The 13,225-nt window shown below is 58.9% G+C and carries 10 protein-coding genes; 7 read left to right on the top strand and 3 right to left on the bottom strand.

The features are described from left to right. Positions 1 to 116 precede the first annotated feature (116 nt). The 7 genes from metE (at position 117) to EE949_RS21145 (ending at position 9,179) form a co-directional block, all read left to right on the top strand. Entirely contained in the window at positions 117 to 2,438 is a 2,322-nt protein-coding gene (gene metE, locus EE949_RS21175; RefSeq protein ID WP_122666059.1) for a 5-methyltetrahydropteroyltriglutamate--homocysteine S-methyltransferase, read from the top strand. Positions 2,439 to 3,031: 593 nt separating this feature from the next. Beyond that, positions 3,032 to 4,024: an alpha/beta fold hydrolase gene (locus EE949_RS21170; protein WP_122666058.1), complete on the top strand. Its 993-nt coding sequence runs from the start codon at positions 3,032 to 3,034 to the stop codon at positions 4,022 to 4,024. A 57-nt stretch (positions 4,025 to 4,081) separates the two neighbouring features. Then, positions 4,082 to 4,729: a DsbA family oxidoreductase gene (locus tag EE949_RS21165; RefSeq protein ID WP_122666057.1), complete on the top strand. Its 648-nt coding sequence runs from the start codon at positions 4,082 to 4,084 to the stop codon at positions 4,727 to 4,729. 179 nt (positions 4,730 to 4,908) lie between these two features. Next, entirely contained in the window at positions 4,909 to 5,622 is a 714-nt protein-coding gene (locus EE949_RS21160) for a GntR family transcriptional regulator (protein WP_162874733.1), read from the top strand. Beyond that, positions 5,619 to 6,632 carry an ADP-ribosylglycohydrolase family protein gene (locus EE949_RS21155; RefSeq protein WP_122666055.1) on the top strand — a complete coding sequence of 338 codons (1,014 nt, stop codon included), beginning with the start codon at positions 5,619 to 5,621 and terminating at the stop codon, positions 6,630 to 6,632. The genes EE949_RS21160 and EE949_RS21155 overlap by 4 nt, the downstream gene beginning before the upstream one ends. 161 nt (positions 6,633 to 6,793) lie before the next feature. After that, complete coding sequence (locus EE949_RS21150; RefSeq protein ID WP_122666054.1) at positions 6,794 to 8,263, top strand: purine-cytosine permease family protein; 1,470 nt, start codon at positions 6,794 to 6,796, stop codon at positions 8,261 to 8,263. Continuing rightward, positions 8,253 to 9,179, top strand: a complete 927-nt coding sequence (locus tag EE949_RS21145; RefSeq protein ID WP_122666053.1) for a PfkB family carbohydrate kinase — start codon at positions 8,253 to 8,255, stop codon at positions 9,177 to 9,179. The genes EE949_RS21150 and EE949_RS21145 overlap by 11 nt, the downstream gene beginning before the upstream one ends. Before the next feature lie 118 nt (positions 9,180 to 9,297). Here the strand turns inward: EE949_RS21145 and EE949_RS21140 are convergent, their stop codons facing one another. The 3 genes from EE949_RS21140 to EE949_RS21130 form a co-directional block, all read right to left on the bottom strand. Further along, positions 9,298 to 9,627 carry a GlpM family protein gene (locus EE949_RS21140; protein WP_099270592.1) on the bottom strand — a complete coding sequence of 110 codons (330 nt, stop codon included), beginning with the start codon at positions 9,625 to 9,627 and terminating at the stop codon, positions 9,298 to 9,300. Positions 9,628 to 9,826: 199 nt separating this feature from the next. Next, positions 9,827 to 11,119, bottom strand: a complete 1,293-nt coding sequence (locus EE949_RS21135) for a sigma-54-dependent transcriptional regulator (protein WP_240350683.1) — start codon at positions 11,117 to 11,119, stop codon at positions 9,827 to 9,829. 166 nt (positions 11,120 to 11,285) lie between these two features. Continuing rightward, positions 11,286 to 13,178 carry a sensor histidine kinase gene (locus EE949_RS21130; RefSeq protein ID WP_122666051.1) on the bottom strand — a complete coding sequence of 631 codons (1,893 nt, stop codon included), beginning with the start codon at positions 13,176 to 13,178 and terminating at the stop codon, positions 11,286 to 11,288. Positions 13,179 to 13,225 lie beyond the last annotated feature (47 nt).

The raw sequence follows: 13,225 nt of genomic DNA, 5'->3' as shown, positions 1-13,225 counted from the left end.
GCAGACCTATCAGTGCTTCATGAATGGATTTTGTGATCAACACGAAAACAATGAGTTTGTCTCACGTTGGGTCGGCTGTCGACAATAGCGACATATTTCGACAGGAGCTTTTCATCATGGCCTTGGCCCACAATCTTGGATTCCCGCGCATCGGCGCTGATCGTGAACTAAAAAAAGCGCTGGAAGCGTTCTGGAAGGGCGAGCTTGATCAGCAAGGCCTGCGCGACGTTGGCCGGGACCTGCGCGCCGCTCATTGGCAACTGCAAAAAGATGCCGGGATTGAATTGCTGCCGGTGGGCGACTTTGCCTGGTATGACCAGGTGTTGAGCCACTCGCTTGCTTTCGGTGTAGTCCCCGAGCGTTTCGCGGCTACCCGGGACGCCCGGGGCCTGCCGACTTTGAACACCCTGTTCGCTATGGCGAGGGGCGCTGATAGCTGCTGCGGCAGTGCGCATGCTCAGGAGTCGGGCCAGCAGCAGTACGCTCAGGAACTGACCAAGTGGTTCGACACCAACTACCACTACCTGGTCCCTGAATTTACTCAGGATCAACGTTTTAAGTTGAGCTGGGAGCAGTTATTCGAAGAGGTCGATGAAGCCCGCGCTCTGGGGCACAAGGTCAAACCGGTACTGATCGGGCCTTTGACGTATCTGTGGCTGGGCAAGGCCAAGGGGCACCATTTCGACAAGCTGGAGCTGTTGGACCGTTTGTTGCCGGTGTACGGCGAAATCCTCGGTCGTCTGGCCGGGCAAGGCGTGGAATGGGTGCAGATTGATGAGCCGATCCTCACGCTTGATTTGCCTCAAGACTGGAAAAACGCATTCGAGCGCACGTATCACAGCCTGCAGTATTCGCCGCTGAAAAAGCTGATCGCAACGTACTTCAGTGGCCTGGAAGATAACCTGGGGTTAGCGGTTTCTCTGCCGGTAGACGGTTTGCACATAGACCTGGTGCGTGCGCCGGACCAACTGGCCGCGGTGCTGGATCGTCTGCCGACTTATAAAGTGTTGTCGCTGGGCGTGATTAACGGGCGCAATGTCTGGCGTTGCGATCTCGAACAGGCATTGAGCCAGTTGCAGGAAGCGCAGCAGCGCTTTGGCGATAATCTCTGGGTCGCCGGGTCATGCTCCTTGTTGCACAGCCCGGTTGATCTGGGGCGTGAAGACAAACTCGACGCTGAACTGAAGAGCTGGCTCGCCTTTGCTGTGCAAAAATGCGGTGAAATCTCGCTGCTGTCCACTGCCCTGAATGATCCCCAGGCTGCGCATGTACACCGAGCGCTGGCCGAAAGCCGAGCGATTCAGGCCAGCCGTCTGCAGTCACCGCGCATCCATAAACCGCAGGTTCAGGCGCGGCTGGCGGCGATCACCACGCAGGACAGCCAGCGCCAGTCGGCATTTGCCGAGCGTATCGGGCAGCAACGTGACCGGTTGAATTTGCCAGCGTTTCCGACCACGACTATTGGCTCGTTCCCGCAGACTGCGTCGATCCGTCTGGCACGTCAGGCGTTCAAGCTGGGCAAGTTGTCGGCCAATGATTATCACGACGCCATGCGTCATGAGATTCGCCATGCGGTACAAATCCAGGAACGCCTTGGGCTTGACGTTCTGGTGCACGGCGAAGCGGAGCGTAACGACATGGTCGAGTACTTCGCTGAGCAACTGGACGGTTATGCATTCACCCGTTTTGGCTGGGTGCAGAGTTACGGTTCGCGCTGCGTCAAACCGGCGGTGATCTTCGGCGATCTGAGTCGTCCGCAGGCCATGACTGTGGACTGGATCAGCTATGCGCAAAGCCTGACCGACAAGCTGCTGAAGGGCATGCTGACCGGCCCGGTGACCATGTTGATGTGGTCGTTCCCACGGGAAGACGTGTCCCGCAAAGTGCAGGCGCAACAACTGGCGCTGGCGATTCGCGATGAGGTGGTGGACCTGGAGGCGGCCGGAATCAAGATCGTGCAGATCGACGAAGCCGCCTTCCGCGAAGGCTTGCCGCTGCGTCGGGCGCAATGGCAGGAGTATCTGAACTGGGCGGTGGAAGCGTTCCGCCTGTGTGCGAGTGGCGTGCGTGACGAGACGCAAATTCATACTCACATGTGCTACAGCGAATTCAACGATGTAATCGAGTCCATCGCGGCGATGGATGCCGATGTCATCACCATCGAAACCTCGCGCTCGGACATGGAACTGTTGGAAGCCTTCAAAGCCTTCGACTACCCGAATGACATTGGTCCCGGGGTTTACGACATTCATTCGCCTCGGGTGCCGGGTACTGAAGAAATGGTGAAACTGATGCGCAAAGCGGTGCAGCATGTGCCCGCTGAGCGCTTGTGGGTCAACCCTGATTGCGGCCTGAAAACCCGCGCCTGGCCGGAGACCGAGGCGGCCTTGGTAAACATGGTGGCCGCGGCGCGGCAGCTACGTAGCCAACTGGCCTGAACCTTCTGAGTTGAAGGCGTATCCTGTGGGAGAGAATTTATTCGCGAATGCGGTGGTATATACGATAAATAAATATCGAATGTACGGGCCACTTCGCGAATGAATTCGCTCCCACACGTGTTTGCGGGCCCGCACAGAATCTCCCACGGTATGTCCATGCCCTTTTGGCTCGCAGCGAACCTGTGGGAGCGAATTTATTCGCGAATGCGGTGGTGTATACGATAAATAAATATCGAATGTACGGGCCACTTCGCGAATGAATTCGCTCCCACACGTGTTTGCAGGCCCGCACAGAATCTCCCACGGTATGTCCATGCCCTTTTGGCTCACAGCGAACCTGTGGGACCGAATTTATTCGGGAAGGCGGCATTCCAGACGATACACAGGCTGCGGATGTACGGGTCACTTCGCGAATGAATTCGCTCCCACCCGTGTGTTTGCAGGCAAACATAGAATCCCCCCGGTCTTGCGTAATTGCTCGAAAACGACCGCTCAGCCACCTTCATCAAACTGTCACGCAACTGTGGCAGCGCGCTTGAGAAAACTTCATCACACTCGCTGCCTACTGGGGATCTGTTTGTCGGTGTTTCTTAATGCGCGTTCTTCTTTTTCTGGCCGCACTCTTGTGCGGCTTGCCGTCTTTTGCGGCCTCCAAATGTGATGTCAATGTTCCTGTTCAGATAGCCGAACTCAAGGAAGTGCGGCTGGCTTATCAGAGTATCGGCAACGAATCCGACCCCGCTTTGCTGCTGGTCATGGGCCTGGGCGGGCAGTTGATTCACTGGCCTGACGAGGTCGTGGCGGCGCTGTGTCAGCAGGGGTATCGGGTCATTCGCTACGACAACCGTGACGTTGGCCTGTCCAGCTGGAACGCTCCACCGGCCAATGCCAATCTCACCTACGAAGTGCTGCGCTACAAACTCGGCTTGCAGGTTTCTGCACCGTACTCGCTGACCGACATGGCAGACGATGCGCTGGGATTGATGGATGTTCTGCACGTTCAGCAGTTTCACGTACTCGGCGCAAGCATGGGCGGGATGATTGCGCAGCATCTGGCGGATCTGGCTCCTCAGCGTATCGAAAGTCTGACGCTGATCATGACCAGTTCCGGCGCTGAGGGTCTGCCCATGCCTAACGCCGCTTTGCTGCAATTGCTGGCCAAGCGTGGCGCCCCGAACAGAGAGGCTGCGCTGGAGCAGCAGGCCGATCTGCTCGCGGCACTGGGCAGTCCTGAAGTGAAAGACGATCGGGCCATGCTCTTGCAGCAAGCGGCGGCGTCCTACGACCGTGCGTTTAACCCGGAAGGGGTAAAGCGTCAGATTCTGGCGATTCTGGCTGAGCCAAGCCGGGTGCAGCTGCTTGATCGTCTGCGTCTGCCAGTGCTGGTCGTTCACGGCACGGCTGATCCGCTATTACCTGTGATGCATGGCGTGCATGTGGCGGCGCACATCCGTGGTAGCCAGTTGCGGTTGATTCCGGGCCTGGCGCACCGCTTTCAGGAAGCGTTCAAGGCTCCGCTGCTTGCCGCGGTATTGCCTTACTTGCGCGCGCAGCATGACGACGGTCGGAGTATGGCGCAGCTTTGAAACAACACCGGACTTAGGCGTATCGTGGTGGCTTTCTTTATTTAGAGTGAGCCTGCCATGAGCACTCCGTTGAAAATTGATTTCGTCTCCGATGTGTCCTGCCCCTGGTGTGTGGTCGGCCTGCGGGCACTGAATGAAGCGCTGGCTGAACTGGGCACTGAAGTTCAGGCGCAGATTCACTTTCAACCTTTTGAGCTGAACCCGAATATGCCGGCCGAAGGACAGGACCTGAACGAGCATATATTCGAGAAATACGGCTCGACACCTGAGCAATCCGCCGCCAACCGGGAAAATATCCGCCAGCGGGGCGCTGAGCTGGGGTTTACCTTTACTCAGGGCGATCGACGTATCTACAACACCTTTGACGCTCACCGCTTGCTGCACTGGGCCGAACTTGAAGGCAAACAAAAGGCCTTGAAGGAAGCGCTGTTTAGCGCTTATTTCACAGACCTTGCCGATCCTTCCAGCCACCGTGTGCTTGCGGATGTTGCGCAGAGCGTTGGCCTTGATCGTGTGCATGCAGAAGCGATTCTGAGCAGCGATCAGTTTGCAGCCGAGGTGCGCGAGCAAGAGCAATTGTGGGTTTCGCGCGGCATTAGCTCGGTGCCGACCATCGTCTTCAACGACCAATATGCGGTGTCGGGCGGCCAGCCGGTTGAGGTGTTTGTAGGGGCCATTCGTCAGATATTGGGCGAGGGGAAGTAACCCTCCTGTTCAGACCCAGATCCCTGTGGGAGCAGAGCTTGCTCGCGATAAGGCCCACGCGATCTAAAGTGAATTGCATCCAGCCCTATCGCGAGCAAGCTCTGCTCCCACAATCAATCCCGCTCATTCAGTGAAATAAAAGTTGCCGACCAAGGCTCCTTTCGGTTATCAATTTGTACATGATTAGACATGTTCGATTTGATAAAAAACAGCGCGTGGTGGATGAGCTTGCACGACGCATCGAAAGTGGCCAGCTGGAGTCGGGCAATCTGTTGCCGGGCGAGCACTTGCTGGCACAGGAATTCGACGTCAGCCGCGGCACACTGCGTGAAGCCTTGTCCGAACTCAAGCGGCGCAATTACATCGCCACTCAGTCGGGTGTCGGTTCGATTGTGACCTATGACGGCATCAGCCTCGACCAGCGCAGTGGCTGGGCGCAGGCGCTGGCTGATACCGGAGCGAGGGTATCGACTGAAATCCTGCGTGTGGTGGAGGTTGAACGCGCTGACCTGCAAAGCCGTTTCGGTACTGTCCACTTCATCGCGATCGATCGCCGCCGCACGGCTGCCGATGGCAGCGTGGTTTCTCTTGAGCGAGCCCTGGTTCCTGCGGTGGAAGGCCTGGAAAATCTGCCTGCCACGGGGCTCATCGAGGACTCTTTGACGCTGACCCTGGCGGCGTATGGCTTTGTTGGGGATCGCGGTGATCAATGGATCGGTGCCGAACCGCTGACTGCTGATGATGCATTGCTGATGATGCGTGAACCAGGCAGCGTATTTCTCAAGGCCATTCGCACGACCTACGACCGGCGCGAGCGCTTTATGGAGCATGTGGAAAGTTTGCTCGACCCGCTGCATTTCCGCATGCACCTGGCGTTTGGAGGTCAGTCATGAGTCTTATAGATCGCCGCGACCGCGCCTTGGGCGCCTTTTATGGCCTGGCGTTGGGCGATGCTCTGGGTATGCCGACCCAGTCGTTGAGTCGCGATCAGATTCAGGTACGTTTCGGTCGAATCCTGACGTTGATGGCCGCCGATGCTGATCAACCGATTGCGCCGAACATGCCTGCCGGATCGATCACCGATGACACCGAGCAAGCGGTACTGGTCGCTGAACTGCTCGTGGCTGGGGCAGGGCGCATCAACCCGTCCGACCTGGCGCAACGTCTGATCGATTGGGAAGCCATTATGCAGGCCAAGGGCTCTCAGGATTTGCTGGGCCCTTCAACCAAGCGAGCCATTGAAATGATCCTTGCCGGGCACAGTCCGGAAGAGGCTGGCCGTTTCGGTACCACCAATGGTGCTGCGATGCGCATTACCCCGGTCGGCATTGCGGCAGATATCGCCGATCCGCAGCGTTTTATCGCGTCGGTCGTGCAGGCTTGTCAGGTGACTCACAACACGACGTTGGGCATCGCCAGTGCGGCCGCAGTGGCGGCTGCAGTTTCAGCCGGTATCAACGGCGCAAGCCTGAGCGAAGCACTCAAACTTGGTGTGGTTGCCGCCAGACTGGGCGAGCAGCACGGCCATTGGGTGGCCGGCGGGCGTATTGGCGCTCGCATCGAATGGGCACAGCAGCTTTGCGCTGATTGCGAAAACGAGGCACTGCCGGATTTGCTCTATGACGTGATCGGCACGTCAGTGGCATCGCAGGAATCGGTGGTCGCAGCCTTCGCTCTGGCTCAACAAGTCGCGGCGGATCGTCTGTCGGCGTTTGAAGCGCTGTGCATGGCGGCGAGCCTGGGCGGTGATACCGACACCATTGCGGCGATTCTTGGCGCAATTCTGGGTGCCAGCGAAGGTTTGCACGCCTGGCCGCCGGTGCTGATTGAGCAGGTTAAACAGGTCAACACGCTGGAGCTGACGGCACTGGTCGAGGAATTGCTGGCCCTGCGTTCAGTCTGAGGCCGCCTGCTTAAAAACTGAATCAGGGACAAACGCTGATGCTGCGTGGATAACCGCCGTGGCGCAGACGTGTTCAGCTGTTCCGACGATCCATAGGGGACAGACGTGTTATCGATTCTGCATTGCCCACAACCAAAATAAACGGCATTGGAGCCTGGCTCATGAGTTCATCAAACACGACGCAAAACGCAGGACAACTGGAGACCCGCGGCATCGAGCCAGTCCCGGAAAACGAGTGCAATGGTCATCCACTGGAGCTGTTCTGGGTGTGGTTCGCCGCCAACATCAGCATCCTTGGCTTGCCATTGGGAGCGACGTTGGTGGCGTTCCGGGGGTTGTCGATCTGGCAGGCAATCATTGTGGCGATTCTCGGTGCGGCGGGTTCGTTTGCCGTGGTTGGGGTGATCTCCATCGCCGGTCGCCGTGGACGTGCGCCGAGCCTGACTTTGTCCCGCGCCATCTTCGGTGTGCGCGGCAATATTGGCCCGACCATCGTCTCGTTGATGTCGCGCCTGGGCTGGGAAACGGTCAACACCACCACCGCCGCGTTCGTGCTGTTATCGCTGTCCTCGATTTTGTTCGGTACGGCGGTTGAAGCGAAGAGCATGCCGGGCCTGACGCTGGTGTTCATTGCGATTTTCGTGTTGCTCACTTTGTGCGTTTCTGGCTTGGGCCACGCCACATTGCTGGTTATCCAGAAATGGGCGACGTACATCTTCGGTGCCCTGAACGTCGTGGTCGGTGGCTTTCTGATTGCTCATATCGACTGGAGCGCCGTGTTCAGCGCGGCGCCTGCACCGCTGAGCGCGATGATCATTGGCGTGGGCATCATGGCAGCAGGTACCGGCATTGGTTGGGCCAACGCCGGTGCGGACATGTCCCGCTATCAGCACCGCAGCGTCAAAGCCACGCGACTGGTCGCTTCGGCGGCGTTCGGTGCGGGCATTCCGCTGGTGTTGCTTATTACCCTCGGTGGGCTGTTATCGGTGGGTAACGATCACTTGGCTTCGGCGACTGATCCGATCATTGCGATTCGCGAACTTCTGCCCAACTGGATGGCCGTCCCGTATCTGATCACCGCGTTCGGCGGTTTGCTGCTGTCCAATAATCTGTCGGTGTATTCGGCAGGTCTGACCACATTGACGCTGGGTCTGAAGGTCAAGCGGGTTCACGCCGTCATCGTCGACATCGTCGCGATCTTCATCGGCTCGATCTACTTCATGCTGATCGCAGAAAGCTTCTACGGCCCGTTCATCACCTTCATTTCGCTGCTGGCAGTACCGATTACGGCCTGGGTCGGAATTTTCATTGTCGACCTGATGCACCGCCATGTGTACTCGGGCAATGACCTGATGGACGTCTCGCCCAGCAGCGCTTACTGGTATCACGGCGGTGTGGAGTGGCGTGCGCTGGGGGCGTGGGCGCTGGCTATCGTGCTGGGGTTCAGTTTTACCACCGTTGCCACGACAGCCGACAATGTGCTGTTTACCGGTTTTCTGTCCGACTCCTGGCTGGGCCATAACGGCCTGGGCTGGATCGTGACCTTCCTGGTCGCAGGCGGCGTTTATGCGCTGCTCGGCGGTGCCCGTGATCGCCGCGCGTCTTCCGGAGAGGCTCAACATGCCCGCTAGATTGCTGCACACCGGCCAGGTCGTTATCGATCTGGTCATGGCGCTGGACAAGCTGCCAGCCTCTGGCGGTGATGTGTTGGCCAGTTCTGCCCGGTTCGAAGCTGGCGGTGGTTTCAACGTCATGGCTGCGGCCCGCCGCAACGGCATGCCCGTGGTGTATCTGGGACGTCATGGGAAAGGCCGGTTCGGCGATCTGGCGCGTCAGGCCATGACAGATGAAGGGATTCAATTCTCAGCAGTCTGCAGCGAAGAACAGGACACCGGGCTATCGGTTGCTCTGATCGAACCTTCAGCAGAGCGCTCGTTCATCTCTTATGTGGGTGCCGAAGGCGGTTTGTCGACGCGGGATTTGAACAGCGTGACGGTGCAGGCCGACGACTACGTTTACGTCAGTGGCTACAGCTTGCTGCACGAAGGCAAGGTGCAAAGTCTGCTGGATTGGCTGGGGTCGTTGCCGGCCGGTGTGACCGTGGCGTTCGACCCGGGGCCGCTGGTGCATTCACCTGAAGCGCCGCAGGTAAAAGCGCTGTTGCCCCGGCTTGATCTGTGGAGCAGCAATTGCGAAGAAGCGCTGCGTTTTACTCAATGTGAAAGCATCGCTCAGGCGCTCGACCGGCTGGCTGAGTTACTGCCGGAGAACGCCTTGATCGTGGTGCGCGACGGGCCGCGAGGTTGCTGGGTTCGGCATCGTCAGCAAACGCAGCATATCGGAGGGTTCCCGGTTCAGGCCCTTGATACCAATGGCGCGGGCGATGCTCACGCGGGCGTGCTGCTGGCTAATCTGGCGGCAGGGCTTTCATGGGAGCAGGCGGCTTTGCGGGCCAACGCTGCTGCGGCGATTGCCGTGACCCGCTGGGGCCCGGCTACATCGCCGGATGCTCGGGAGGTGGAGGAGTTGGTCGCGCTATCCCGGTAGGAGCGAATTTATTCGCGAAGAGGCCATTGCAGTCGACACATGTGTGTCGTTAAGGAAACCGCTTTCGCGAATGAATTCGCTCCCACAGGGAGCCGGGGCCACAGGACGTTTTTATCCTTCAACCATGAAATCTCACCCACAACGTCACCAGCAACGTCGCGGCGACCAGCCATGCAACGGCAGCCAATGCGAGGGACACCTCCAGCCGCCAGCGATCCACCAGCAGGTACAGGGCCGCCAGATACACGAAGTAGGGGATGATCGACCACATGCCAAACAGGATGGTGGTCTTCAGGTCGTCCAGTGATCGGCCCTTTCCAACGATGTAGTGGGCAATCAGGGCAAAGGTCGGGAACAGCGGTACCAGGCCCGCGATGTAGTAGTTTTTGGTCTTGGCCAGCGCGGCGAGAATGACCACAACGGCGGCGCCGATCAGGGCTTTGAACACTAGATCCACAGAATCCCCTTGCTAAAATTGAAATGCATTTTCTGTTGGAAACGCAAAACCTGTGGGACCGGATTTATCCGGGAAGGCGATATCCCGTCGAGGAAAATGCGTTGAATGTTCTGGCCCCTTCCCGGATAAATCCGGTCCCACGGGTTCCGCGTTTATCCCATGGGCGCGCAGTGACAGGTCCAGGTTGGTTTCACCCCAACCCATACTTTTTGACCTTGTCAAACAGCGTGGTCTTGGCCATGCCCAGCTCCTGGCTGGCCTGACTGAGGTTGCCGCCGCTGCGTTGCAAGGCTTCGGTCAGCAGGTTTTTCTCGAAGGCTTCAACGGCTTCGGCAAAGCCCAGGCTCTGGCTTTCTTCGGGATTGGCTTCGGGGTAGGCATTGAGCTTCTTGAACGCTGGCAGGCCCAGCGCGTAGCGCTCGGCGACGTTGCGTAACTCGCGCACGTTACCTGGCCAGTCGTGACTCATCAGGTTCGATAAAGTCTGCGGGTCCAGTTCCGGTGGCTCGCGATCGAAGCGTAACGCCGACAGCTGCAGGAAATGCTCGAACAACTGCAGGATGTCTTCACGACGCTCTCGCAACGGCGGCAATTCCAGCGTGACCACGTTCAGCCGGTAATACAGGTCGCTACGAAATTGTCCGGCTTTGCTTTGCTCATCAAGGTCGGATTTGGTCGCAGCAATCACCCGGCAATCAACGTCGACACTCTGATTGGAGCCCAGACGTTCCAGCGTGCGCTCCTGTAAAACCCGCAGCAGCTTGATCTGCAGGCTGATCGGCATGCTTTCCACTTCATCGAGAAACAGCGTGCCGTTGTGCGCGTGTTCTATCTTGCCGATGCGCCGCTTGCCTGCGCCGGTAAAGGCGTTGGATTCATGGCCGAAAATTTCGGTTTCGAACAGGGTTTCCGGCAGGCCGCCGCAATTGAGCGCGACGAACTGTTGCTGATGACGGCGACTGAAGTCGTGCAGGCAACGGGCGACCAGTTCTTTACCGGTGCCGGTTTCACCTTCGATCAATACGTTGGCCGACGTGTCGGCGACGTTGGCGATCAGCGCGCGCAGGTTTTGCATGGCGGGCGAGCGCCCGATGATCTTGCCTTCAAGGGAGTCACGCTCGGCCAGTTGCTTGCGCAATGACCAGACTTCCCGCGCCAGGCCGCGCTGCTCAAGGGCGCGACGGGTGACTTCCACCAGGCGCTCGGGGGAGAAGGGTTTTTCCATGAAGTCGTAAGCGCCGTCGCGCATGGCGTTGACCGCCATGGAGATATCACCATGACCGGTAATCAACACCACGGGCAGGCTACGATCGCGGGCCTTGAGGCGGCTGAGCAGTTCCAGGCCGTCGATGCCCGGCAGACGGATGTCGCTGATCACGATCCCGGCAAAATTATCGCCGATTCGCTCAAGTGCTTCCTCGGCACTGCCCACGCCTTCGCTGGGGATATCCTCCAGCGTCAACGCTTGCTGACAGCCGAGCAAAACGTGAGGGTCGTCTTCGACGATGAGTACGGTCAGGTCAGTGGTCATTTGAAGGTCTCATCTTTGGCTTGGTAAACCCTGTAGGAGCTGCCGCAGGCTGCGAACCGCGGTGTGTCAGGTTCATCGCTTTCGCAGCCTTCGGCAGCTCCTACAAAAGCAAAGCCGGTCATACCTGAGGCCCTTTCACCACCGGCAACCACAACACAAACGCTGTACCGCCACTCTCCGGCTGTTCAGCGCTGAGGCTACCACCGGTCGCTGCTGCGAGGCTGGCGGAGAGGGTGAGGCCCAGTCCCAGGCCTTGTTCGCCGGGTTTGGTGGTGAAGAACGGTTCGAACAGATGCTTGCGGGTCTCGTCATCAATGCCGTGACCGTTGTCTCGAACCCGCAGGCAATAACGGCCTTCGATCACCGAACCTTCAAGCCATATTTCCGGCAAGGGCTGTGCGTGCATGGCGTCCAGAGCGTTGCCGATCAGGTTGACCAGAATCTGCTCCAGCCGGGTCTGGTCGATCATCAGTTCCGCGTCGGCATACTGCTGATGCAGTTCAAGGGAAAAGTTTTCCAGGCGAGGGGTCAGTAACTGCAGCGCAGCATCGACGGCTTTGCTGAGTCTGGCCTGGCCCTTGTCATCGCCACGACGGGCGAAAGCGCGCAGGCTGGCGGTGATGCGGCCCATGCGGTCGACCAGGTCGTTGATGGTACGCAAGTTGGTGCTGGCGGTATCCAGAGCGCCTCGTTCCAGGAAGCGCACGGTGTTGCCGGACAAGGTTCGCAGCGCGGCCAGCGGCTGGTTCAACTCGTGGGCAATGCTGGTGGACATCTGCCCGATAGCCGCCAGTTTGCCCGCCTGAATCAGTTCGTCCTGGGCCTTGCGCAACGTGTCTTCCGCTTGCCTGCGCTCGCGAATCTGACCCTTGAGGCGTTCGTTACTGGCGCGCAAGTGTTCGGTGCGCTCGGCGATCTTGCGCTCCAGTTCGTCATTCGCCGCTTGCAGGGCTTCCCGCGCTGCAAGGCGGGTTGAAAGTACTTTGCGCCGTTCATTCCAGGCGATCAGCAGAAACGCGACCAGTGCACAAGCTACAGCGACCAGCATGCCCTGGCTGCCTGCCTCACGGCGCAGGTCTTCGAGTGGCGTCAGCAGCGTCAGGTGCCAGGGGGTATCGCTGAGCTGGCGGGTCTGGGCCAGATAGCTGACCTGTTTGTGTTCAAGGTCGACGCTGACGTTGGCCGGGAAGGTCAGCTTCTCCACGCCTTCTGACAGTAGCTCGCGTTCCAGCGGCACCAGCTCGTTGAGCGGCCACCAGTAATACTGCAGGCTGCGAGCCAGGCGCTCTTTGATTTCAGGGGTGAGCGGCCGGACTGATTTCAGGCGGCGGGCCGGGTCGCTGGAGAGAATGATGATGCCGTTCTCGTCGCTGACGAAGGCTTCCAGTCGAGCACGTTGCCAACGTTGCTCCAGCGCTTCCAGCTGGACTTTGATCACCGCGACGCCGACGATCTTGCCTTTCTCTTCCAGGCCGTGCGCCAGGTAATAACCGGGTTCACCGGTGGTGCTGCCGATGCCATAGAAGCGTCCCGGCAGACCGCGTACCGCGTCCTGAAAATAAGCCCGGAACGACAAGTCTTCGCCCAGATAACTGTCGGCATCGCGCCAGTTGCTGGTCGCCAACACGCGGCCAGTCGTATCGAGCACATAGATTGCGCGGCTACGGCTGCGGCGATTCAGGCCTTCAAGGTAGTCGTTGACCTCGCTGCGCAGCTCGGGCGTCGGGTCGTTGAGCAGGGCTGAGACGCTGGACTCCAGCTCCAGCACGCTGGGTAAATAGGTGTACTTGTTGATTTCACTTTCGAGGGTTCGGGCGTGTAGCTCAAGCTGGCGTTCGCCGCTCTCGCTCAGGGTGCGGATGCCGTAATGCTCACTGATCAGGTAGGCGACGTAACCCAGGCCGAACATCAGCACGATAATCAGTGGCGGCAGAAACAGGTGGCGGATCAGACGGGGTTTCACGGCAAGTGATGGCGGCGCGGCGCGATAAAGGTTGGGGTCGCATTTCATCACAGTCGTCCTGAGCCGAACAGCGGCCCGACTCTTCAAAGAGCCGG

Origin of the sequence: Pseudomonas viridiflava, assembly GCF_900602065.1 — a bacterium.
GTDB lineage: Bacteria > Pseudomonadota > Gammaproteobacteria > Pseudomonadales > Pseudomonadaceae > Aquipseudomonas.
Note: the sequence above shows the minus strand (reverse complement) of the source record. Positions and strands in the feature narration are given on the sequence as shown.

Bases quoted from the DNA above. Each gene is read 5' to 3' on its own strand.
- metE (WP_122666059.1), top strand. From the start codon at position 117: ATGGCCTTGGCCCACAATCTTGGATTCCCGCGCATCGGCGCTGATCGT.
- EE949_RS21170 (WP_122666058.1), top strand. From the start codon at position 3,032: ATGCGCGTTCTTCTTTTTCTGGCCGCACTCTTGTGCGGCTTGCCGTCT.
- EE949_RS21165 (WP_122666057.1), top strand. From the start codon at position 4,082: ATGAGCACTCCGTTGAAAATTGATTTCGTCTCCGATGTGTCCTGCCCC.
- EE949_RS21160 (WP_162874733.1), top strand. From the start codon at position 4,909: ATGATTAGACATGTTCGATTTGATAAAAAACAGCGCGTGGTGGATGAG.
- EE949_RS21155 (WP_122666055.1), top strand. From the start codon at position 5,619: ATGAGTCTTATAGATCGCCGCGACCGCGCCTTGGGCGCCTTTTATGGC.
- EE949_RS21150 (WP_122666054.1), top strand. From the start codon at position 6,794: ATGAGTTCATCAAACACGACGCAAAACGCAGGACAACTGGAGACCCGC.
- EE949_RS21145 (WP_122666053.1), top strand. From the start codon at position 8,253: ATGCCCGCTAGATTGCTGCACACCGGCCAGGTCGTTATCGATCTGGTC.
- EE949_RS21130 (WP_122666051.1), bottom strand. From the start codon at position 13,178: ATGAAATGCGACCCCAACCTTTATCGCGCCGCGCCGCCATCACTTGCC.